Source organism: Enterobacter sp. 01-M-02-SI-ECC (assembly GCF_047530595.1).
In the GTDB taxonomy this organism is placed as follows: domain Bacteria; phylum Pseudomonadota; class Gammaproteobacteria; order Enterobacterales; family Enterobacteriaceae; genus Enterobacter; species Enterobacter cloacae_M.
Window position 1 is genome coordinate 137,317 of sequence record NZ_JBLKCZ010000008.1, and the last position, 21,915, is coordinate 159,231.

General features: G+C 57.2%; 19 protein-coding genes. 6 read left to right on the forward strand and 13 right to left on the reverse strand.

Annotation, left to right across the window (positions count from 1 at the left end; translation table 11 throughout):
- The first annotated feature begins 2 nt into the window (after positions 1–2).
- Complete coding sequence (gene malQ / locus ACMWLG_RS13020; protein WP_045403350.1) at positions 3–2,081, forward strand: 4-alpha-glucanotransferase; 2,079 nt, start codon at positions 3–5, stop codon at positions 2,079–2,081.
- Between the two features lie 89 nt (positions 2,082–2,170).
- Here malQ and gntT read toward each other — a convergent pair whose 3' ends face one another.
- The 3 genes from gntT to gntX form a co-directional block, all read right to left on the reverse strand.
- On the reverse strand, positions 2,171–3,487 hold the full coding sequence (gene gntT / locus ACMWLG_RS13025; RefSeq protein WP_024907902.1) for a gluconate transporter: 1,317 nt from the start codon (positions 3,485–3,487) through the stop codon (positions 2,171–2,173).
- A gap of 316 nt (positions 3,488–3,803) precedes the next feature.
- Positions 3,804–4,379, reverse strand: coding sequence for a Fe-S biogenesis protein NfuA (gene nfuA, locus ACMWLG_RS13030; RefSeq protein WP_045403352.1), 576 nt, complete (start codon positions 4,377–4,379; stop codon positions 3,804–3,806).
- Positions 4,380–4,440: 61 nt separating this feature from the next.
- Positions 4,441–5,124: a DNA utilization protein GntX gene (gene gntX, locus ACMWLG_RS13035; RefSeq protein ID WP_045403355.1), complete on the reverse strand. Its 684-nt coding sequence runs from the start codon at positions 5,122–5,124 to the stop codon at positions 4,441–4,443.
- 36 nt (positions 5,125–5,160) lie between these two features.
- On the opposite strand from gntX, the gene bioH reads away from it, so the two are divergent.
- Both bioH and ACMWLG_RS13045 read left to right on the forward strand, forming a co-directional pair.
- The gene (bioH, locus tag ACMWLG_RS13040) at positions 5,161–5,934 is read left to right on the forward strand and encodes a pimeloyl-ACP methyl ester esterase BioH (protein ID WP_045403356.1); all 774 of its coding nucleotides are present in this window, start codon (positions 5,161–5,163) and stop codon (positions 5,932–5,934) included.
- 111 nt (positions 5,935–6,045) lie between these two features.
- Positions 6,046–6,315 (forward strand): YdgH/BhsA/McbA-like domain containing protein, encoded by a 270-nt coding sequence (locus ACMWLG_RS13045; RefSeq protein ID WP_023309499.1) that lies wholly within the window; start codon positions 6,046–6,048, stop codon positions 6,313–6,315.
- Positions 6,316–6,348: 33 nt separating this feature from the next.
- Here the strand turns inward: ACMWLG_RS13045 and feoC are convergent, their stop codons facing one another.
- The 5 genes from feoC to greB form a co-directional block, all read right to left on the reverse strand.
- Positions 6,349–6,585, reverse strand: a complete 237-nt coding sequence (gene feoC, locus ACMWLG_RS13050) for a [Fe-S]-dependent transcriptional repressor FeoC (RefSeq protein WP_045403358.1) — start codon at positions 6,583–6,585, stop codon at positions 6,349–6,351.
- A gap of 10 nt (positions 6,586–6,595) precedes the next feature.
- A complete protein-coding gene (gene feoB / locus ACMWLG_RS13055; RefSeq protein ID WP_045403359.1) occupies positions 6,596–8,914 on the reverse strand; it encodes a Fe(2+) transporter permease subunit FeoB in 2,319 nt (772 codons plus the stop codon).
- A 30-nt stretch (positions 8,915–8,944) separates the two neighbouring features.
- Positions 8,945–9,172: a ferrous iron transporter A gene (feoA, locus tag ACMWLG_RS13060; RefSeq protein ID WP_008503050.1), complete on the reverse strand. Its 228-nt coding sequence runs from the start codon at positions 9,170–9,172 to the stop codon at positions 8,945–8,947.
- A gap of 337 nt (positions 9,173–9,509) precedes the next feature.
- Complete coding sequence (locus ACMWLG_RS13065) at positions 9,510–11,840, reverse strand: Tex family protein (RefSeq protein ID WP_045403361.1); 2,331 nt, start codon at positions 11,838–11,840, stop codon at positions 9,510–9,512.
- Between the two features lie 88 nt (positions 11,841–11,928).
- Complete coding sequence (gene greB / locus ACMWLG_RS13070; protein ID WP_023309495.1) at positions 11,929–12,402, reverse strand: transcription elongation factor GreB; 474 nt, start codon at positions 12,400–12,402, stop codon at positions 11,929–11,931.
- 232 nt (positions 12,403–12,634) lie between these two features.
- On the opposite strand from greB, the gene ompR reads away from it, so the two are divergent.
- Together ompR and envZ are read left to right on the forward strand one after the other, a co-directional pair.
- A complete protein-coding gene (ompR, locus tag ACMWLG_RS13075) occupies positions 12,635–13,354 on the forward strand; it encodes a two-component system response regulator OmpR (protein WP_001157751.1) in 720 nt (239 codons plus the stop codon).
- Complete coding sequence (envZ, locus tag ACMWLG_RS13080; RefSeq protein ID WP_023309494.1) at positions 13,351–14,697, forward strand: two-component system sensor histidine kinase EnvZ; 1,347 nt, start codon at positions 13,351–13,353, stop codon at positions 14,695–14,697. Before ompR ends, envZ begins: the two co-directional genes overlap by 4 nt.
- 163 nt (positions 14,698–14,860) lie before the next feature.
- Here the strand turns inward: envZ and pckA are convergent, their stop codons facing one another.
- From pckA to ACMWLG_RS13105, 5 genes are all read right to left on the reverse strand, one after another.
- Entirely contained in the window at positions 14,861–16,480 is a 1,620-nt protein-coding gene (gene pckA, locus ACMWLG_RS13085; protein WP_023309493.1) for a phosphoenolpyruvate carboxykinase (ATP), read from the reverse strand.
- Positions 16,481–16,838: 358 nt separating this feature from the next.
- A complete protein-coding gene (gene hslO, locus ACMWLG_RS13090; RefSeq protein WP_161495995.1) occupies positions 16,839–17,723 on the reverse strand; it encodes an Hsp33 family molecular chaperone HslO in 885 nt (294 codons plus the stop codon).
- Between the two features lie 17 nt (positions 17,724–17,740).
- Positions 17,741–18,142, reverse strand: coding sequence for a ribosome-associated heat shock protein Hsp15 (gene hslR, locus ACMWLG_RS13095; RefSeq protein WP_029740483.1), 402 nt, complete (start codon positions 18,140–18,142; stop codon positions 17,741–17,743).
- Positions 18,139–18,822 carry a GMP/IMP nucleotidase gene (gene yrfG / locus ACMWLG_RS13100; protein ID WP_032662264.1) on the reverse strand — a complete coding sequence of 228 codons (684 nt, stop codon included), beginning with the start codon at positions 18,820–18,822 and terminating at the stop codon, positions 18,139–18,141. Before yrfG ends, hslR begins: the two co-directional genes overlap by 4 nt.
- A 67-nt stretch (positions 18,823–18,889) precedes the next feature.
- Positions 18,890–21,025: an intracellular growth attenuator family protein gene (locus tag ACMWLG_RS13105; RefSeq protein ID WP_045403364.1), complete on the reverse strand. Its 2,136-nt coding sequence runs from the start codon at positions 21,023–21,025 to the stop codon at positions 18,890–18,892.
- 324 nt (positions 21,026–21,349) lie between these two features.
- Here ACMWLG_RS13105 and nudE point away from each other — a divergent pair, with 324 nt between their 5' ends.
- A complete protein-coding gene (nudE, locus tag ACMWLG_RS13110) occupies positions 21,350–21,910 on the forward strand; it encodes an ADP compounds hydrolase NudE (RefSeq protein WP_008503041.1) in 561 nt (186 codons plus the stop codon).
- Positions 21,911–21,915 lie beyond the last annotated feature (5 nt).

Sequence of the window (21,915 nt, forward strand, 5' to 3'; positions counted from 1 at the left end):
CGATGGAGAGTAAACGTCTGGACAGCGCCGCGCAGGCGGCGGGGATCAGCCTCAGTTACATTAATGCGCACGGCAAACCGCAGTCTATTGGCGCCGACACCAAAAGACGTTTGCTTGATGCCATGCACAAAGCCGACGCGAAAGCGTCGGTTGCGCCGGTGCCGAACGTGAAGGTGTTCACCGCAGGCAAAAAGATGCCGCTGGCGGTGGAGGGGCGCGGCGAGTTTAGCTGGCTGCTTACCACCGAAGAGGGGCATCAGCATAAAGGCCACGCCACCGGCGGCAAAACGTTAAACCTTCCGGCGAAGCTGCCGGAGGGGTATCACACCCTCACGCTCACCCAGGATGACCTGCGTTTCCACTGCCGGGTGATCGTCGCGCCAAAACGCTGCTACGAGCCGCAGGCGCTGCTCGAAGGCAAAAAGCTGTGGGGCGCCTGCGTGCAGCTCTACACCCTGCGCTCCGACAGTAACTGGGGCATCGGTGACTTTGGCGATCTGAAAAAGATGCTGGTGGATGTAGGCGAGCGCGGCGGCGCGTTTATCGGGCTCAACCCGATCCACGCGCTCTATCCGGCCAACCCGGAGAGCGCCAGCCCGTATAGCCCGTCGTCCCGCCGCTGGCTGAACGTGATTTATATCGACGTTAACGCGTTAGATGACTTCAAAAACAGCAAAGAGGCGCAGGCGTGGTGGAAACTCAGCACCACGCAGCAGGCACTGAAGCAGGCGCGCGACGCGGACTGGGTGGACTATTCCACCGTCACGGCGCTGAAAATGGCCGCGCTGCGTCTGGCGTGGAAAGGCTTTTCGCAGCGTGATGACGAGCAGATGGCCGCGTTCCGCCAGTTTGTAACGCAGGAGGGCGAGAGCCTGTACTGGCAGGCGGCGTTTGATGCGCTGCACGCGTATCAGGTGAAAGAGGACGAAATGCGCTGGGGCTGGCCGGTCTGGCCGGAAGCGTATCAGTCCGTCGACACGCCTGAAGTAAAAGCGTTCTGTAAAAAATATGCCGATGAAGTGGACTTCTACCTGTGGCTGCAGTGGCTGGCGTACAGCCAGTTTGCCGCCTGCTGGCAGGTGAGCCAGGGCTATAAGATGCCGATCGGCCTGTATCGCGATCTGGCCGTGGGCGTGGCGGAAGGCGGCGCGGAAACCTGGTGCGACCGCGAGCTTTACTGTCTGAAAGCCTCCGTCGGCGCGCCACCGGATATCCTTGGCCCGCTCGGCCAGAACTGGGGATTGCCGCCGATGGATCCGCACGTCATGGCGGCGCGCGCCTACGAGCCATTTATCGACCTGCTGCGCGCCAACATGCAGAACTGCGGGGCGCTGCGTATCGACCATGTGATGTCCGTGCTGCGTCTGTGGTGGATCCCGTACGGTGAAACGGCCGATCACGGCGCGTACGTGCAGTATCCGGTTGACGATCTGCTGTCGATCCTCGCGCTGGAAAGCAAGCGCCATCAGTGCATGGTGATCGGTGAAGATCTCGGTACCGTGCCGGTGGAAATTGTCAGCAAGCTCCGCGACAGCGGCGTCTACTCCTATAAAGTGCTCTATTTTGAAAACGACCATGAGAAAACCTTCCGCGCGCCGAAAGCGTACCCTGAACAGTCAATGGCAGTCGCGACGACGCATGACCTTCCTACGCTTCGTGGCTATTGGGAAAGCGGCGATCTGACGCTCGGTAAAACGCTGGGTCTGTATCCTGATGAAGAGGTTTTGCGCGGCCTGTATCAGGATCGCGAGCTCTCTAAGCAGGGGCTGCTGGATGCGCTGCACAAGCAGGGCTGTCTGCCGAAACGTGCCGGACATAAGGCGTCATTGATGTCGATGACCGCGACCCTCAACCGTGGTTTGCAGCGCTATATTGCCGACAGCAACAGCGCGCTGCTGGGGCTGCAGCCGGAAGACTGGATTGATATGGCGGAGCCGGTGAACATCCCAGGCACCAGCTATCAGTACAAGAACTGGCGTCGAAAGCTGTCCACCACGCTTGAGGCGATGTTTGCCGATGACGGGGTGAACAGGCTGATCAAGGATTTGGATAAGCGCAGAAGGGCGGTGGGCAAGAAGTAGTAATTCTACCCTCACCCTAACCCTCTCCCAGAGGGAGAGGGAATAGAATATAGGCCGGGTAAGCGTCAGCGTCACCCGGCTTTTTTACATCAGACCACCATATTCAACAGCAGCACCCCGACCAGACCGCACACCGAAATAATGGTTTCCAGCGCGGACCAGGACTTGATGGTTTCACCGATAGTCAGGTTGAAGTACTCCTTGAACAGCCAGAAGCCCGGATCGTTAACGTGAGAGAAAATCACGCTACCGGAACCGACGGCGATAACCATCAGCTCAGGGCTGACGCCCGTGGTCGCAATCAGCGGGGCAACGATACCGCCTGCGGTGATCGCCGCAACGGTCGCTGAACCCAGCGCAATACGCAGAACCGCGGCAATAGACCAGGCCATCAGGAGCGGCGATACGTTGGTTTCATGCATCATGGCGGCGATGTATTTGTCCACGCCGCTGTCGACCAGAACCTGCTTGAATGCACCGCCACCGCCGATGATCAGGAGCATCATGGCAATGATTTTGATGGAAGAGGTCAGCGTATCGTTGATCTGATCCATTGAACGGCCGCGGTTCAGGCCGAAGGTGAACATCGCGATCAGCACGGCAATCAGCGTTGCCATCACCGGGTCACCCAGGAATTCCGCCACGGACAGGAACGCATGACCTTTAGGCAGGATCATCTCTGCCACGGCGCGCATCGCCATCAGGATCACCGGTACCAGGGAGGTCCAGACGCTGACGCCAAAGCCCGGCATCTCTTCTTCGGTGAAGGTTTTGGCGCTGTACAGACCTTCCGGAATCGGCTTATCAATGCCTTTCAGGAAGCGGGCATAAACCGGGCCGGCCAGAATCACCGTCGGGATCGCCAGAATCGTACCGAACAGCAGAGTTTTACCCATATCCGCGTGGAAGATGGTCGCGATAGCGGTTGGACCCGGGTGCGGCGGCAGGAAGCCGTGGGTCACGGACAGCGCCGCAGCCATTGGCACGCCGACATAGAGCAGCGGGATGCTCGCGGCAGCCGCAATGGTGAACACCAGCGGCAGCATCAATACGAAGCCCACTTCATAGAACAGCGCGAAACCAACGGTAAAGCCGGTTAACACTACTGCCCACTGAATGTTCTTCTTACCGAATTTGTCGATAAGCGTGGTGGCAATACGCTGCGCGCCCCCGCAGTCTGCCAGCATTTTGCCGAGCATGGCGCCGAAGCCCATGATCAATGCCAGGCTGCCGAGCGTGCCGCCGACACCGGCTTTAATCGAGCTGATAACTTTCACCAGCGGCATCCCTTGCATCAGACCGACTGCAAGTGCCACCAGAACCAGAGCGATAAATCCGTTCATTTTGAAACGGATCATCAAGAGCAGTAATAACACAACACCGATAGCAACGATGACTAATGGCATGATTTACCTGGCCTTTGAATTGTTATGGGTAACGTCATTGTTTCAACGACAAATTCCGATTGTCCCAACTGGGAACAGAGAAGTAACGGCACTAATACTGATGCCTTTTAAACGATTAAGTTTAGTCGGCTGTTATGGGTGTGCTTAGTGCCCATGAGAATGATACGGGTAACATGACGTGATTGAGAATCACCCTGGCAGGCAAAATGTGAATTATGAGACGCAGGTCAACATATAGAGGGGAGCGAAGAGGGGGAGCAGGGTTTTGTAGGCCCGGTAAGCGCAGCGCCACCGGGCAATACAGATGGGCAATGAATCAGTAGTAAGAGTGCTCGCCGCGCTGGTGTTCGGTCAGGTCACGCACGCCTTTCAGTTCCGGGAACTCGTTCAGCAGCTGCTTCTCGATCCCTTCTTTCAGGGTGACATCGACCATTGAACAACCGTTACAACCGCCGCCAAACTGCAGGATGGCAAAACCTTCGTCGGTGATTTCCATCAGGGAAACACGGCCGCCGTGGCCCGCCAGCTGTGGGTTGATCTGGGATTGCAGCAGATACTCAACGCGCTCCATCAGAGGGGCTTCGTCAGACACTTTACGCATTTTCGCGTTCGGCGCCTTCAGTGTCAGCTGAGAACCCAGCTGATCGGTGACGAAGTCGATCTCCGCATCTTCAAGATACGGTGCGCTCAGCTCATCAACGTAGGCGGTGAGCTGTTCAAACTTAAGGGCAGTGTCAGTAGCTTCCACAGCGTCCGGAGGACAATAAGAAACACCACATTCTGCATTCGGAGTGCCTGGATTAATCACAAACACGCGGATCTGCGTCCCTTCTTCCTGATTTGCCAGCAGTTTGGCAAAGTGCGCTTGTGCAGAATCGGAAATACGGATCATAGCTTTGGCCTAATAGTTGACTAAATTACCTGGGTATAATCATACGCCCATTGAAGAAGGGCTACAAGGTACGGCACAGACACCATACCTGAACCGACGCGGCGCCGCTTCGCAAAAGCAGTCGGGAAAGTTCAGCAACGGTACTGCCCGTGGTGACGACATCATCCACAATCGCGATATGGAGACCGTCGACCGGCAATTCAAGGCGAAAGGCATTTTTGAGGTTTCTTTTGCGAAGCCGGGCGCTGAGCTGATGCTGGATGGCGGTGGCATGAACGCGTGTCAGCGCGTGGGCCTCATACCGGCAGCCGAGCGACCGCGCGAGGGGACGGCAGATCAGGTCACTCTGGTTATAGCCGCGCCGCCAGTGCCGACGCCGGTATAAGGGAACATTCACCACCATGTCAATTTTAGGCAATGCCCGGTGACGTCGCGCTTGCAGAACCGCCAGCAACAGCAGCCGGGCAAGGGGCTGTGCCAGCGAGCTCTGCCCGGAAAACTTCAGCGCATGAACCAGTCTGCTCAGCGGGGGGACATAATCATCCACGGCCACCAGCGCGCTCCACGGCGGGGATTTTTTCAGGCAGCGGCCACAGGGCAACGAGGGGTTTGTGGCCGGTAAACCACATTGTGGACAGATCCCGATACGCCATTGCAGCGATCGCGTGCAGACGGAGCATACGCCCCACCCGCTGAGCGCCAGCGGCATTTGGCATAGCCAGCACAAGCCGGGTACTGTTAGCATGTGCAACCTCCATGTGAAAAAAGAGAACAGTAACTGATGAAGACGCTGTGGTGGCAGACCGTAGGGACAGGAAATTGCCATCTTGTGCTGCTGCACGGATGGGGACTGAACGCGGAGATATGGCATTGCATACGTGAGGAACTTGCCTCGCATTTCACGCTGCATCTGGTGGACTTACCCGGCTTTGGCCGCAGCCGCGGGTATGGCGCGTTGTCGCTTGATGAGATGGCGCAGCAGGTTCTGGACGCTGCGCCGCAAAACGCGGTCTGGCTGGGCTGGAGCCTGGGCGGGCTGGTGGCGAGCCAGATTGCGCTGTCGCACCCTGACCGCGTAAAAGCGCTGGTGACGGTGGCGTCATCGCCCTGTTTTAGCGCGCAGGAAGAGTGGCCGGGGATCAAGCCTGACGTGCTGGCGGGCTTCCAGCAGCAGCTGAGTGAAGATTTCCAGCGGACCGTAGAGCGGTTCCTGGCATTGCAGACAATGGGTACTGAAACCGCGCGTCAGGATGCCCGTACGCTGAAGCAGACCGTGCTTTCGCTGCCGATGCCGGAGGTTGAGGTGCTTAACGGCGGTCTTGAGCTCCTGAAAACGGTTGACCTGCGCGAACCGCTGGCAGCTCTGACGGTGCCGCACCTGCGTATCTACGGTTATCTCGACGGGATTGTGCCGCGCAAAGTGGTTCCGCTGCTGGATTCGCTCTGGCCGGACAGCGAATCGCAGATTATTGCCAAGGCCGCGCATGCCCCGTTTATCTCTCATCCGACGGAATTTTGTTCAGCGCTCATTGCGTTAAGTCAACGTTTCGACTGATTATTTTCTATCCCTCCTGGAAAAAATAACACACCGCAACCATACTCCAGATGTCGTTGCGGTTGTTCTGCCTACGATAATCAAAACAACAATCCTATGGAGAGTCAGGCTATGAAACTTGTTACAGGTATTGTCACTTCTCTGGTTATTGGGTCACTGTCATTTGGCGTCTTTGCGGCAAAAGAGCTGGAAAAAGATAAAGTTGCCGGTATGAATTTGACGAAAATTGGTGAGATTTCTACGTCTGACACCACCGCGCCGATGGACGCTAGAAAAGAGCTGTCGAAGAAAGCGGATGAGCTGGGCGGAACGTACTACGTCGTCACCAGCGCTGAAAAGCAGACCAAAAACGTGCGCGCAACGGCGGACGTCTACAAGTAATACGATAAAGCCGGGCAGCTATGCCCGGCTTTATTAACGCAGCGCCCACCACTCCTTGAGGCAGGCCTTTCCTTCCGGACAGCTTTTACAGCTGCCGGAGAGACAGCCCTCCGCGTCTTCCTGAATCCGTACGGCTTTCCCCATGGCTTCCAGTCTTTCCAGCATGGCATCGATCATCGGCTGCGGCGTATGCAGGCTGAGGCTCAGCTGTTTCGCCTGCATTCGCCCTTGCAGTGCCAGCAGGTCACGAACCTGAATCAACGATGCCATAGGTTGCTCCTTAGTGACAGTCGCCCGCCGGGCTGCTGCAGCAGGTTGCGGCGGTTTTACGGTTTGCCAGCAGGTCGATGTCGACGCGGCTGCGCGCACGCCGCAGCAGGCCGAGCACTAACACGTTAAACAGCACAACCGCGAGAATGCAGACCAGGCTGTAGCGCGGATGCTGGCTGAAGTTAACGATTTGATAAAACAGCGTCGCCAGCGAGTAGGCAATGTTTAACCCCCACAGGATGGAGAAGCCCATCCAGCCGCGGCTGGACTCGCGGGCAATCGCTCCCATCACGGAGATGCACGGAATGTAGAGCAGAACAAAGATGAGGTAGCTGTAGGCCGCGGACGCGCTGCCAAATTTCTCGCCCATCACGCCCATGGCACCCGTCGCCATTTCGCCGTCACCTTTGCTGGCCTCAATCGGGTTCGCCAGCACGCTCAGGCTGAAGGTGTCCTTCAGGCTCTGCCAGGTTTCCTCTACGGCACCCAGCAGTTCATGACCGAGATGAAACTCTGCCGGATTAAAGTCCTGCTCCTGAATGTTCTCAGCGGTGTAGAGCGTGTTCAGGGTACCGACAACCACCTCTTTTGCCATCGCGCCGGTGAACAGGCCGACGGTTGCCTGCCAGTTATCTTCATGCACGCCAATCGGTTTGAAGACCGGCGTGATGACGCGGCTGACGGAGGCGAGGGCAGAGTCGTTAATGTTATCCGCTGCCTGTCCGCTGAGGGTAAAGCTGTTCAGGGCGCTCAGGAAAATGCTGACGATGACAATCACCTTACCGGCGCGCAGCACGAAGCCTTTCAGGCGCTGCCAGGTCTGGATCGCCAGGCTTTTCAGATGGGGGACGTGGTACACCGGCAGCTCCATCACGAACGGTGACGCTTCACCGCGCATGATGGTGTGTTTCAGCATTAAACCGGTCAGGATCGCCATCACGATGCCCAGCACGTAGAGCGAGAAGACCGCCAGCGCGCCCTGCTGACCAAAGAAGGCTGCGGCAAAGACCGCAAAAATGGCCAGACGGGCACCGCAGGACATAAATGGCGCCATCATGATGGTCATCAGACGTTCACGCGGCGCATCCAGGGTGCGGGCTCCCATCACCGACGGCACGTTACAGCCGAAGCCGACAATCAGCGGGACGAAGGATTTACCCGGCAGACCCAGCGCCTGCATCAGACGATCCATCACGAACGCGGCGCGCGCCATGTAGCCGGAATCTTCCAGGAACGAGAGGAACAGGTACATCATGCCGATCTGCGGCACCAGCGGCAGAACGGTATTGATACCGCCGCCGATCCCCTGCGCGAGGAAGATGGTCAACCATTCCGGGAAGTGAAGGGTATACCCTACCCACTGAATTCCGTGGACGAAGACCGCGACGGAACCGGCGTCGAAAATGGGCTGGAGGGCGCCGCCGATGTTAATGGCGAGCAGGAACATCACGTACATGACCAGCAGGAAGATGGGCAAACCGAGGAAGCGGTTAAGCACAACCTTGTCCACCGCCGCCGTAAAGCGGCTGGGCTCTGCCGTCAGGGCGTTGCTGACAACGTCGCAAATCGAGGCGATGGCCTGGTAACGTGCATCGGCGATGTGCAGCGCCGGGTCGTCCAGCTCGTCGCTAAGACGGGCCAACGTGGCGTCCAGCTTATCGGCCGCATGCCCGGCGTAAGCGCGGCTGTAGATATCCCCTTCCAGCATCTGCAGGCCAAGCCACAGGCGCTGTTTTGCTGGCATACCGGTGTCCATTTCCTGCGCCAGCACGTTGGCTTCGCGCAGGAGAGGCTGCGCGTAATGCACCAGCTCAATGTCATGATTGCCCTGGTGACGGTCAATGGCCAGCTTCAGCGCATCAATACCGCGAGCGCGCGTCGAGACCAGCGGAACGACCGGGCAACCCAGGCGCGCGGAGAGGGCATCGACGTCGATACGCAGCTTTTGTTTCTCCGCAATGTCGAGCATGTTGAGCGCCACAATGCAGGGGATCCCCAGCTCCAGCAGCTGCAGCGTCAGATAAAGGTTACGCTCGAGATTGGAGGCGTCGACCACGTTGATCAGCAGGTCCGCGTCGCCGCCAAGAATATAGTGGCAGGCAATCTGCTCATCGAGCGAGGTTTGCGACGAAATGGTGGTTAAGGAGTATGTGCCGGGAAGGTCGACCAGCGTCACCTGGTTGTCTGTTGTCGTGAACTGGCCCTCTTTACGCTCAACCGTCACGCCCGCCCAGTTGCCCACGCGCTGGCGTGCGCCGGTCAGCTGGTTAAAAAGGGTGGTCTTGCCGGAATTAGGATTGCCAATTAAGCCAATAGTTAACTTTTTCATTTTTTTAGACTCACTGAAACCGCTGGCTTGTTATCGGGATAAGGCTTCGACTTCTATTAACGCGAGGTCTTTCTTACGCAGCACCAGATTCACGCGGCGGGTTTCGATGTGAACCGGATCGCCCAGCGGCGCCACGCGCACGACCTGGAATGACGAGCCGGGCAGCATGCCCAGCGACAGCAGCTTTTGCCGATAGGCCGGGCTAATTTCGCGGGTAAAACCGGTAATCTTCCATGCACTGTCTGGAGTGAATTGCATAACGCCTGATTCCACGAAAGGTTAAATTATCTACTATGGGATGATAATGAGAATAGTTTTTATCAGCAATATTAAAACTGTGACGGAATGTTGTTTACGGTATTAATTTACGGCCTGTTTGACCTTGCTCAATATTTGCTGAATTGCCTGGAAAACGAAAAGGGGAGTATTTGTTAACGGGGTGATAATTCGTGGTTTAAATATGGCTATGCAATCGGTTTCATATATTTCGATATGAATTTATTCCCCCCACCTATGAGGACGAGGGGAAAAGACCGCACCGTGCGATCCCCTCTCCCCTTTGGGGAGAGGGTTAGGGTGAGGGGCATTGACAGCCTTAGCGTTTCTTACCCATCGCAGCCGCCAGCGCATCCATCATCGCGCTGTTGCCAGCAGGCTGAGCATCACGTCCGCGCGGTTTTGCCGCTTTCGCGGCCGGGCGCTGCTGCTCGCGGCCACCGCCATTGCCGCCGCGGCGCGCGCTGGTGTCGCCCGGCTGCTCGTCCAGACGCATGGTCAGCGCGATACGCTTGCGCTGCAGATCCACTTCCAGCACTTTGACCTTCACGATGTCACCCGCTTTAACCACGGTGTGCGGGTCTTCAACGAACTTGTCGGCGAGGGAAGAGATATGCACCAGACCGTCCTGATGCACGCCGATATCCACAAACGCGCCAAAGTTGGTGACGTTGGTCACCGCGCCCTCCAGCACCATGCCCGGCAGGAGGTCGTTCATGGTTTCCACGCCGTCAGCAAAGGTCGCCGTTTTGAACTCAGGACGCGGATCGCGGCCCGGCTTTTCCAGCTCTTTGATGATGTCGGTGACGGTTGGGACACCAAACTTGTCGTCGGTGAAATCAACGGCTTTCAGGTTGCGCAGGGCGCTGCTGTCACCCATGAGATCTTTCAGCGCCTGCTGGGTGGCGGCCAGAATGCGTTCCACCACAGGGTACGCTTCCGGGTGAACGGTGGAGGCATCCAGCGGGTTATCGCCGTGGTTGATTCGCAGGAAGCCTGCACACTGCTCAAAGGCTTTTGGCCCCAGACGGCTCACCTTCAGCAGCTGCTGACGGTTCTGGAACTGGCCGTTCTCATCACGCCAGGCGACGATGTTCTGCGCCATCATGCGGGTTAAGCCCGCCACGCGGGTCAGCAGGGGAACGGAGGCGGTGTTCAGGTCAACGCCGACGGCGTTTACGCAGTCTTCCACCACCGCATCCAGCTTGCGCGCCAGCTGAGTCTGGCTCACGTCGTGCTGATACTGGCCCACGCCGATGGATTTCGGGTCGATCTTCACCAGCTCCGCCAGCGGATCCTGCAGGCGGCGTGCGATAGAGACCGCACCGCGCAGGGAAACGTCCAGGTCCGGGAACTCCTGGGCCGCCAGCTCGGACGCGGAATAGACGGATGCCCCCGCTTCGCTGACGATCACTTTCTGCGCCGTCACTTTCGGGAACTGCTTCTGCACGTCGAGGTAGAAACGCTCGGTTTCGCGTGAGGCCGTACCGTTGCCGATGGCAACCAGCTCCACGTTGTATTTTTCGCACAGCGCCGCCACCACGACGGCCGCTTTCGCTGCCTGGCCGGTGTGCGGATAGATGGTATCGGTCGCCACCAGCTTGCCGGTACCGTCCACCACAGCGACCTTCACGCCGGTACGCAGGCCCGGATCGAGACCCATGGTCGCACGCAGGCCGGCAGGGGCGGCCATCAGCAGGTCGTGCAGGTTACGGGCGAAGACGTTGATTGCTTCATCTTCGGCGCGCTCGCGCACGGTGCCCATCAGCTCGGTTTCGAGGTGCATCAGCACCTTGATGCGCCAGGTCCAGCTCACCACGCCTTTGCGCCAGCTGTCCGCCGGGGCGTTGTTCAGGCGCAGGCCGAGATGGTCGATAATGATCTGCTCGCAGTGGCTCTCTTTCGGCGGCTCGTCAAACTGCGGGTCGGCGTTCAGGGAGAGCTGGAGCACGCCTTCGTTGCGGCCGCGGAACATCGCCAGCGCACGGTGTGAAGGGGCGGTAGAGATCGGTTCGTGGTGATCGAAGTAGTCGCGGAATTTCGCGCCTTCTTCCTCTTTACCCGCGACGACGGTAGAGACGATGTGGGCATTCTTCCACAGGTAATCACGCACTTTAGCGAGCAGGGCGGCGTCTTCGGCGAAGCGCTCCATCAGAATGTAGCGCGCGCCGTCGAGGGCGGCCTTGGTGTCCGCTACGCCTTTGTCGGCGTCGATGAATTTCGCCGCTTCGGTTTCCGGGTCGTGGGACGGCTCGTTCCACAGCAGGTCGGCCAGCGGCTCAAGACCCGCTTCAATCGCAATCTGCCCGCGCGTGCGGCGCTTCGGTTTGTACGGCAGATAGAGATCTTCGAGTTCGGTTTTGCTCAGGGTGCCGTTGATGGCGCTTTCCAGCTCGCTGGTCAGCTTGCCCTGTTCGCCGATGGATTTGAGGATCGCCTGACGACGTTCTTCCAGCTCGCGCAGATAGCCCAGACGGGTCTCCAGGTTACGCAGCTGCGTGTCATCCAGACCGCCGGTGACTTCCTTACGATAGCGTGCAATAAACGGCACGGTGTTCCCTTCATCAAGCAGGCGAACGGCAGCTTCTACCTGTTCGGCTCTGGCCTGAATATCACCCGCAATAATGCGGCAGAGCGAATCTTTCATCATGGCTTTATCATCTGTTGAGTCGAAAAAATCAGGGGATAGTTATACGGGCTGATACGGCAAAATGCCAGCCGGGGAGGGCGCTCTCGGACTATTTTACGTAGACGATCTCATTGACGTACCAGCTGGCTTCACCACCAGGGGTCTGAACGACGGCCAGATCGCCCACTTCCTTTTTCAGCAGCGCGCGGGCCATCGGGGAGTCGATGGAGATGTAATCCTTACGACCAAAAATTTCATCGTAGCCGACAATGCGAAAACGCAGGGTGTCGCCATCGTCGTTTTCAATCTCCACCCACGCGCCGAAGAATACTTTGCCCTCCTGCTGCGGGGAGTAATCGACAATTTTGAGATTCTCGAGGCACTTCGTCAGATAGCGAACCCGGCGGTCAATTTCGCGCAGCCGCTTTTTGTTGTACTGGTAGTCAGCGTTTTCGCTGCGATCGCCCAGGCTTGCCGCCCAGGTCACCTTTTTGGTTACTTCAGGACGCTCTTCGCGCCAGAGGTAATCCATCTCTTTTTTGAGCTTTTCGTACCCTTCGCGGGTGATCAGGGGCGTTTTCATGGTAAAGCCTTTGCTGCCTGCCGGTTAACTGTCTTGCGCACAATACGTACCACACAGTGTAACAGACAGGATTAATAATGATTTATGTGATGAAATGAGCAGATAAGCTGCTGTTAAATATGCTTTGTAACAATTTCGACTAGAATTTATACCAGAATTAACTGGTCGAATACGTGCACTTTTTTAGAATACGCTGTTACAAAGACTATCCGAACCTTTGGGAGTACACACAATGCAAGAGAACTACAAAATTCTGGTCGTGGATGACGACATGCGCCTGCGCGCGCTGCTGGAACGTTATCTGACCGAGCAGGGCTTCCAGGTTCGTAGCGTCGCGAACGCTGAGCAGATGGACCGTCTGCTGACCCGTGAATCTTTCCACCTGATGGTTCTCGACCTGATGCTGCCTGGCGAAGACGGGCTTTCTATTTGCCGCCGTCTGCGCAGCCAGAGCAACCCGATGCCGATCATCATGGTGACGGCGAAGGGCGAGGAAGTTGACCGTATCGTGGGCCTCGAAATCGGCGCGGACGACTATATTCCAAAACCGTTTAACCCGCGTGAACTGCTGGCGCGTATTCGCGCTGTTCTCCGCCGTCAGGCGAACGAACTGCCTGGTGCACCGTCGCAGGAAGAAGCCGTCATCGCCTTCGGCAAGTTCAAGCTGAACCTCGGCACGCGCGAGATGTTCCGTGAAGACGAGCCAATGCCGCTCACCAGCGGCGAGTTTGCGGTACTAAAAGCGCTGGTCAGCCACCCGCGTGAACCGCTTTCCCGTGACAAGCTGATGAACCTGGCGCGCGGTCGCGAATACTCCGCAATGGAACGCTCTATTGACGTGCAGATCTCTCGCCTGCGCCGCATGGTGGAAGAAGATCCTGCTCATCCTCGTTATATTCAGACCGTATGGGGTCTGGGCTACGTGTTCGTCCCGGACGGCTCTAAAGCATGAGGCGAATGCGCTTCTCGCCGCGTAGCTCGTTTGCCCGCACCCTGTTACTGATCGTCACCCTGCTGTTCGTCAGCCTGGTGACGACCTATCTGGTGGTGCTGAACTTTGCGATCCTGCCGAGCCTCCAGCAGTTTAATAAGGTCCTGGCCTACGAAGTCCGTATGCTGATGACCGATAAACTGCAGCTGGAGGACGGCACGCAGCTCGTCGTTCCCCCGGCGTTTCGCCGTGAAATCTACCGTGAGCTGGGCATTTCGCTCTACTCCAACGAAGCGGCGGAAGACGCTGGCCTGCGCTGGGCGCAGCACTACGAATTTCTCAGCCAGCAGATGGCGCAGCAGCTGGGCGGCCCGACGGAAGTGCGCGTTGAGGTCAACAAAAGCTCGCCCGTCGTCTGGCTGAAAACCTGGCTGTCACCCAATATCTGGGTGCGCGTTCCGCTGACCGAAATCCATCAGGGCGACTTCTCGCCGCTGTTCCGCTACACCCTGGCGATTATGCTGCTGGCGATAGGCGGTGCGTGGCTATTTATCCGTATACAGAACCGACCGCTGGTCGACCTGGAGCACGCCGCGCTGCAGGTCGGTAAAGGGATTATTCCACCTCCTCTGCGCGAGTATGGCGCCTCGGAGGTCCGTTCGGTGACGCGCGCGTTTAACCATATGGCGGCAGGCGTGAAGCAGCTGGCGGACGATCGTACGCTGCTGATGGCGGGCGTAAGCCATGACCTGCGCACGCCGCTGACGCGTATTCGTCTGGCGACGGAGATGATGGGGGAAGAGGACGGTTATCTCGCAGAGTCCATCAACAAAGACATCGAAGAGTGTAACGCCATCATCGAGCAGTTCATCGACTACCTGCGCACCGGGCAGGAGATGCCGATGGAGATGGCGGATCTGAACGCGGTGCTGGGCGAGGTGGTGGCTGCGGAAAGCGGCTACGAGCGTGAAATTGATACCGACCTGCAGGCGGGTGAGATTCAGGTACGCATGCACCCGCTCTCCATTAAGCGTGCAGTGGCGAACATGGTGGTCAACGCGGCGCGCTACGGCAATGGCTGGATTAAAGTCAGCAGCGGGTCTGAACTCAACCGCGCCTGGTTCCAGGTGGAAGACGACGGTCCGGGCATCAAGCCCGAGCAGCGTAAGCATCTGTTTCAGCCGTTTGTGCGCGGCGACAGCGCGCGCAGCACCAGCGGCACGGGCTTAGGTCTGGCAATTGTTCAGCGTATCATCGATAACCACAACGGACTGCTGGAGATTGGCACCAGCGAGCGGGGTGGGTTGAGCATTCGCGCCTGGCTGCCGGTACCGGTGACGCGGGGGCAGGTGAAAGAGAGTTAAAAAAAGGGTGGCAATTGCCACCCTTTTTTATAGGTCGGGTAAAGTGAAGCCGCCACCCGACAAAATGCGGTCTCTGCGGTCTGATGCCCTCACCCCGCCCCTCTCCCACGGGAGAGGGAGAAAACATTAAAAAAGGCAACTTTCGTTGCCTTTTTGTTTTTACCTACAGCTTCGGTCCTGCGCTCACCAGCGCAGCACCCGCCGGGGTATCGGTATACTTCTCGAAGTTCTCGATAAACAGCTTCGCCAGCGATTCCGCTTTCTCGCGCCACTGCTCCGGAGAACCGTACGTGTTGCGTGGGTCGAGGATATGCGTATCCACACCCGGCAGCGACGTTGGGATCGCCAGGTCAAACATCGGCAGCGTAAAGGTTTCGGCGTCGTCCAGAGAACCATCCAGAATGGCGTCGATAATCGCGCGGGTATCTTTGATAGAGATACGTTTGCCGGTACCGTTCCAGCCGGTGTTCACCAGGTAGGCCTGCGCGCCGGATGCCTGCATGCGTTTCACCAGCACTTCAGCGTACTGCGTCGGGTGCAGCGACAGGAAAGCCGCGCCGAAGCAGGCGGAGAAGGTTGGGGTTGGCTCCGTCACGCCACGCTCGGTACCCGCCAGCTTGGCGGTGAAGCCGGAGAGGAAGTGGTACTGCGTCTGGCTGGCCGTCAGGCGAGACACCGGAGGCAGCACGCCGAACGCATCCGCCGTCAGGAAAATGACCTTCGTGGCATGACCCGCTTTTGACACAGGCTTCACGATATTGTCGATGTGGTAGATCGGGTAAGAGACGCGGGTGTTTTCCGTTTTCGACGCATCGTCGAAGTCGATGGAGCCGTCGGCACGCACGGTGACGTTTTCCAGCAGCGCATCGCGACGGATCGCATGGAAGATATCCGGCTCGGCCTCTTCAGACAGGCGAATGGTCTTCGCGTAGCAGCCGCCTTCAAAGTTGAATACGCCGTCGTCATCCCAGCCGTGTTCGTCATCGCCAATCAGGCGACGTTTTGGATCGGTGGACAGGGTGGTTTTCCCGGTGCCGGACAGGCCGAAGAATACCGCCACGTCGCCTTTTTCACCGACGTTAGCCGAGCAGTGCATGGAGGCGATACCGCGCAGCGGCAGCAGGTAGTTCATGACCGAGAACATCCCTTTCTTCATTTCGCCACCGTACCAGGTACCGCCGATCAGCTGGATACGTTCGGTCAGGTTGAAGGCCACAAAGTTTTCGGAGTTCAGACCCTGCTCTTTCCACTGTGGGTTAGTGCATTTCGCACCGTTCATCACGATGAAATCCGGGGTGAAATCCTGCAGCTCTTCGTCGGTTGGACGAATAAACATGTTTTTCACGAAATGCGCCTGCCAGGCCACTTCAGTGATAAAACGCACGGAGAGACGGGTATCGGCGTTAGCGCCGCAGAAAGCGTCGACAATAAACAGACGCTTGCCGGAAAGTTGATGGGTGACGAGCCCTTTCAGGTGCTGCCAGGTTTCCGGGGAGAGCGGTTTGTTGTCGTTCTTCCCTTTGCCCTTGTCAGCCCACCACAGCGTATCGCGGGTGGTTTCGTCTCGGACGATATACTTATCTTTCGGCGAACGACCGGTAAAGATACCGGTATCGACGGCGATAGCACCAAGATTCGTCAACACACCACGCTCGTATCCTTCCAGTGCTGGATTGAGCTCTTCCTGATACAGCGTATCGTAGTCGGGGTTGTAGACGATTTCCTGGACGTCGTGAATACCATAAGCCTTGAGATCTTGCGGGGTTAAACCAGTAACACGCATATCACTGCTCCTTAGCCAATATGTACTGCCTGAAATTGTAGGGTTTTTCTGAGGTTGTTAACCGCGACGGGGCTCATAGATTTACGCATCTGGACAAAACCCTTACTAACGGAAAACGCTGCGACTCCAGTCACAGCGCAGGCGGATTATCGCAGGAATCGCTTTTTGGTTGGGGAAAATGTTCCGAAAAGGTTAAAGAGTGGTGATTTTATCGGAAAGAATGTGAATGTAATCGCATACACGTAAGAAAATTACGTAAGAGTTACATAAGGAAAACGATTCAGCTTGGGGGAGTTTTTTACCCCTCACCCCAGCCCTCTCCCCTTTGGGGAGAGGGTTAGGGTGAGGGGAAAGGGGTTTAGTGAACCTGCGGATCCGCCGGGGAGGCGTTATTGCGGATCTCAGCGATATCCATCGAATTGAACACGTAGTGCGTACCGCAGTAGTCACAGTGCATATCAATTTCGCCGTCTTCCGCCATGATGCTGTCGATCTCTTCATCCGGCAGGGTTTTCAGCGCGCCAGCGCAGCGCTCGCGGGAGCAGGTGCACTTAAATTCCACGGACTGCGGATCGTAAACCGTCACTTCTTCTTCGTGGTACAGACGCCACAGCACGTCGGTCGCCGACAGGTTGAACAGCTCTTCCGCTTTGATGGTTTCGGTCAGCGTTGCCAGGTGCTCAAAGTCATTGGTCTGCGCGTCCTGCGCAGGCAGAACCTGCAGCAGCATGCCGCCCGCAGCAGGCTGACCGTCCACTTCACCGGTGCGGATGAAGAGACGCGTCGGCAGCTGTTCAGAACGCATGAAGTAATCTTCCAGGCAGGCTGCCAGGGTATCGCCTTCCAGACCCACCACGCCCTGATAGCGCTCGCCTTCCTCAGGGGAGATGGTGATCACCAGGTAGCCATTACCCACCAGCGTTTTGAGGTCTGCATTTTCAGGCACGTCGCCCTGAACGCGCGCCACGCCGCGCATCTGCTGCTGGTTATTGCCGTTGATCACCGCCAGCGTCATCGGGCCGTCACCCTGCAGCTGCACGGTGATATCACCGGCAAACTTCAGCGTCGCCGTCAGCAGGCTGGTGGCAACCAGCAGTTCGCCCAACAGGGTCTTCACCGGCAGCGGGTAGTTGTGGTTTTCCAGAATCTGTTTCCAGGTTTCGGATACGGTGACCAGCTCGCCGCGCACGGCGAATTGTTCAAACAGATAGCGGTGTAATTGGTCGTGTTGGGCCATTTTCATCTCTCGTGCGGGTGAGGTTAATCAGTCTCACCGTGTTTAAATTTCATCAGATCGCGGCGCTCTTTTTTATCCGGTCGCCGGTCCGGGTGGGGCATCGTCAGCGCGTTCATTTTGCGCGCCAGCGCGGTCTTCTCGCGCTTTTCAATGCTCTCCGCCGTTTCTTCATAAAGCAGTACGGCTTCCGCTGCGGGTCGACGCTGTTCGGTAATGGCTTTAATCACCACAGTACGTTCATCGTTGCCCTGACGCAGCGTTAAGGTGGCATTCAGCTCAACCAGCTTGCTCGGTTTGCTGCGCTGGCCGTTGTAATGCACTTTTCCGCCGTCAACCATCTCGCGGGCAAGGGCGCGTGTTTTGTAAAAACGCGCTGCCCACAGCCATTTATCCAGTCTTACCCCGTCAGAGGGTTTTTCTTTCATGGCGTCTCCTTCACGGTCAGTGAGGGGATCATCTGGCGATAGTCGTTCAGCCCAGGGTGGCGCAGATAGCTTTTTTCAGCTAGGCCAGAGTCAGGATTGGTCACGCCCAGACAGTAGCGAATGCCAAACCTTGCCGCAGAATCCAGAATGGGCTCGCTGTCATCAATGAACAGCGTACGTTCTGGCTGCAAACCCGTCTCTTCCCTCACCGCATGCCACAACCGCTGATCCTCTTTCGGATAACCAAATGTGTGGGTGGAAAGTAATAAATCAAGGTGCGACGCCAGACCCGTATGCTCCAGCTTCACCGCCAGATTATGTGGATGCGCGTTGGTCAGCAAAATACGGCGCTTGCCGCTTGCTTTCAGCGCATCCAGAAAGGGCACGGTGTCCTCGCGCAGAACGGCGCGCGGGCCCTGGGCGGTGGTCATGGCACAAATATCCAAACCGAGGCGCTCGCTCCAGTAGTCAAGACAGTACCAGTTTAGCGTATGTTGCACTGCGCTATATTGCGAACGAATGAATGCCTGCGCTTCCGCCGGGGAGATCCCCTGCTGCTCGCCATAGGTTTCTGGAACCAGCGTTTGCCAGAAATAGTTATCAAAGGCGAGATCGAGCAGCGTACCGTCCATATCCAGCAGAACGGTATCTACCTCCTGCCAGGCGATATCAAGATGCATAAGGGGGAACTCCAGCCAGAAGAAACGTGCGCGACAGGGTAGCACATCTTGCCGCGCAACGACGTTATCAGATCAGGCTCTCAGACGAGGGGATCAGCTTAGGATTGAGGCAGTTTTCATAATACTGCTGGATGTCGGCAAGCCGGGTGCGCGAGCGCTGGTAGCGGCGCAGGGCCATAAAGCCGTTCCAGAAAATGGCGATCAGCATCGCGGTCATTAGCAGAGAGGTGCCGATGTAACGCCACAAGCCTGCGCTATCCGGCATCCGGTGCAGGCCGATATGGCGAGTGCCGTTGGCGTCGGTATAAATACTCGTGACAATCCCTTCGGCGCTGAACGGCGTTTGCATCAGCATCTGCGCCAGGCGCTGGAACTGGCTCCACTGCTCCTGAGCCGGGTAGTCATAAAGCGCAACCTGCGGGTAGGGCTGATCGACCAGGTCGCTGCCTTCATCGCTTGCTATTACAAAGCCGCCCGGCGCCGGGCTGTTCAGCGCCTGAGCCGCACGGGTGGTCTCGCGCATCATGAACGGCGACGTCGAGGTGGCGACCAGGTTATCCAGCGATTCAGCGCTCACCGGACGTAGCAGGACATTAACGCCATCCAGTCGTCCCGCTTCGGCGCGTTTCACCAGCGAGTCCCAGTCTTTGCTGTTCCCCAGGTTTACCAGGGCGTTTTTAAGGCGTATGCACTCATCCTGAGAGGAGCATAAATCCTGCGTTTTCAGGACGATGTCACCAAAATCATCCAGCAGAACCATGCCTGATTTCTGAATGGCCGAGCGCAGCGCGGGGCTGACGCGCGAATCATCGTCCGGTTTCGGGTGCAGCTGGCGGTTAACCGTCTGGGTGAGAGCCGTGGCCTTGTTCACCACTTCGGATTCCGGCAGCGGCAGCGGCGGCGCGTCGTTCCAGATAATTTGCGAACAGTCGAACGGCATGAACGGCGAGTTCTGACGCGTGTTCCACGCCCCCGGCGTGTGAATATTACACATCCCGGTCCCCTTCAGGCGCAGCGTGTCCCCCACGCGTACACCGGCTTCATCCAGTTTATTGACGCTGCTCGCTTCAATGGTTTGCGCCCCTTTGATCCACGACAGGGTGAATTTAATGGGCATATCCAGCGGCACGAAAAGCAGCAGCATGGCTAAGACCAGCGCGGCGCCGCCAGCAATGACCGTACTGCGTAGCCAGTGCTGAAGCGGGAAATTTTTCACTTCATCATGCAGGGATAAGAAGCGCCCCTGGCGCACAACGTGGCGGTCAAGGTAGATATCAATATCGGTTTTCTGCCCTAAGTCCTGCGCGATCCACGGCTGCCAGTGGCGCGGGTAGATCAGGTCGATAATACCGAGCGAGATATTGTTGAGATGCTCCTGATCGTTTTCACCGAACAGGCCCCAGCGCTTTGGCGTCCCGCGCAGGCAGTGGATCTCGCGCAACGAGGTTTTGGCCGGGGGGGCAAAGAGACCCCAAAGCCCGCCGGCCAGCAGCAGCACCGCGCCGCCAGCCAGCCAGGGGACAAACACATCCGGCGTGAGCAGGCAGATAAAAAAGAGCAGGAAGGCAGCAACAATCAGAATGGCTTCACGGATGCCGTCCGGGCGGCTCAGGGCGTACTCTTCATGCGTCTCCTGGCGAATGTTCAGCAGTTCGATCTGCTCTGTCTCTTCGCCACGAATGGACGCCTGTGTTGAACTCGCGCGTTCCAGCGCAAAACGCGGGGCTTCCTGAAGGTATTCATTCAGCGTATGGCCGTTAAGTGTGATAACCAGAGGCAATGAATCGGTGTGAATCAGCTCAACGCTGTTTTCGTCATTAATGTACTGCTCCCAGGACGGGGGCAGATGCACTTCGACGGAATCAAGGTAATAACGCCATTTGTTGGGGTCATCAGTGGTGATGCCATAGCGCGTGATGGAGCGCGTCACGCAGAGCACGGTATCACTTTGCGCATTAAGCTTTAGCGCGACGGGCGCAGCAGTGGCTCCCGTTGGGCCAGGCGTTAACTGGGTACGGTTCAGGATTTCGAGATAGTTTTCAACCGCATCGCGCTCGTCCTGCGTGAGTTTACGCGTGTTCGCACCCGCAAATGCATTTAAAAAGGGCAGACGATAACGGCGCTGTTCGCGGCGCCTGTACAACCATCCTGCAACAAACGCGCCGGCCAGCATAGCAGCGAGAACAATCAAAATGGTGCTCATGCTTTCCCCATCTTACTTATCTTCTTACAGGTGTAGTCAGTAGCACCTTTACATTGAATGAGAGTCTGTGGCTGGCTATCGGCAAGTATGGAGTCGAACTTGAGCATTCTGAAGCGCATCCCAGTGACCGGTGATGATAGCAAAGCCTGTTATGGCGCGATATCAGCAAATTCCTGGAAACATTTCAACCTCTTGACATTTGTTTTGAATTGAGGATTGATCCCAAATACGTTGCATAAATGTAAATAAAGAGCGATTGACATTGCCGAAACCGTGCGGCATATCGCACAATAACGCCAGTTCTCACTGCTAAGACCCATCAAGATGAGCAAACCACTACAAAAACCCACCATTCTGAATGTAGAAACTGTCGCCAAATCGCGCCTGTTTAATGTCGAAAGTGTGGACCTGGAGTTCAGCAACGGTGTGCGTCGCGTTTATGAACGTATGCGCCCCTCTTCGCGCGAAGCGGTGATGATTGTTCCCATTGTCGACGATCATCTGATTTTGATCCGCGAATACGCTGTGGGAACGGAATCTTACGAGCTTGGGTTCTCGAAAGGGCTTATCGACCCGGGTGAAACCGTCTTTGAAGCGGCAAACCGCGAGCTAAAAGAAGAGGTGGGCTTTGGTGCGAATGAGCTTTCATTCCTGAAAAAGCTGAGCATGGCGCCGTCCTATTTTTCCAGCAAAATGAATATCGTGGTGGCTGAAGACCTCTATCCTGAATCGCTGGAAGGGGATGAGCCGGAGCCGCTGCCGCAGGTTCGCTGGCCGCTAGCGCACCTGATGGATCTTCTGGAAGACCCTGACTTTAATGAGGCTCGCAACGTGAGCGCGCTGTTCCTGGTACGGGAATGGTTGAAGGGGCAGGGGCGACTGTAGTGGCC

Bases quoted from the DNA above. Each gene is read 5' to 3' on its own strand.
- gntX (WP_045403355.1), bottom strand. From the start codon at position 5,124: ATGCTAACAGTACCCGGCTTGTGCTGGCTATGCCAAATGCCGCTGGCG.
- ACMWLG_RS13065 (WP_045403361.1), bottom strand. From the start codon at position 11,840: ATGATGAAAGATTCGCTCTGCCGCATTATTGCGGGTGATATTCAGGCC.
- nudE (WP_008503041.1), top strand. From the start codon at position 21,350: ATGAGCAAACCACTACAAAAACCCACCATTCTGAATGTAGAAACTGTC.
- greB (WP_023309495.1), bottom strand. From the start codon at position 12,402: ATGAAAACGCCCCTGATCACCCGCGAAGGGTACGAAAAGCTCAAAAAA.
- yrfG (WP_032662264.1), bottom strand. From the start codon at position 18,822: ATGCATCTTGATATCGCCTGGCAGGAGGTAGATACCGTTCTGCTGGAT.
- malQ (WP_045403350.1), top strand. From the start codon at position 3: ATGGAGAGTAAACGTCTGGACAGCGCCGCGCAGGCGGCGGGGATCAGC.
- envZ (WP_023309494.1), top strand. From the start codon at position 13,351: ATGAGGCGAATGCGCTTCTCGCCGCGTAGCTCGTTTGCCCGCACCCTG.
- ompR (WP_001157751.1), top strand. From the start codon at position 12,635: ATGCAAGAGAACTACAAAATTCTGGTCGTGGATGACGACATGCGCCTG.
- feoC (WP_045403358.1), bottom strand. From the start codon at position 6,585: ATGGCATCGTTGATTCAGGTTCGTGACCTGCTGGCACTGCAAGGGCGA.
- nfuA (WP_045403352.1), bottom strand. From the start codon at position 4,379: ATGATCCGTATTTCCGATTCTGCACAAGCGCACTTTGCCAAACTGCTG.
- hslO (WP_161495995.1), bottom strand. From the start codon at position 17,723: ATGAAAATGGCCCAACACGACCAATTACACCGCTATCTGTTTGAACAA.
- ACMWLG_RS13105 (WP_045403364.1), bottom strand. From the start codon at position 21,025: ATGAGCACCATTTTGATTGTTCTCGCTGCTATGCTGGCCGGCGCGTTT.
- gntT (WP_024907902.1), bottom strand. From the start codon at position 3,487: ATGCCATTAGTCATCGTTGCTATCGGTGTTGTGTTATTACTGCTCTTG.
- ACMWLG_RS13045 (WP_023309499.1), top strand. From the start codon at position 6,046: ATGAAACTTGTTACAGGTATTGTCACTTCTCTGGTTATTGGGTCACTG.
- feoB (WP_045403359.1), bottom strand. From the start codon at position 8,914: ATGAAAAAGTTAACTATTGGCTTAATTGGCAATCCTAATTCCGGCAAG.
- bioH (WP_045403356.1), top strand. From the start codon at position 5,161: ATGAAGACGCTGTGGTGGCAGACCGTAGGGACAGGAAATTGCCATCTT.
- pckA (WP_023309493.1), bottom strand. From the start codon at position 16,480: ATGCGTGTTACTGGTTTAACCCCGCAAGATCTCAAGGCTTATGGTATT.
- hslR (WP_029740483.1), bottom strand. From the start codon at position 18,142: ATGAAAGAAAAACCCTCTGACGGGGTAAGACTGGATAAATGGCTGTGG.
- feoA (WP_008503050.1), bottom strand. From the start codon at position 9,172: ATGCAATTCACTCCAGACAGTGCATGGAAGATTACCGGTTTTACCCGC.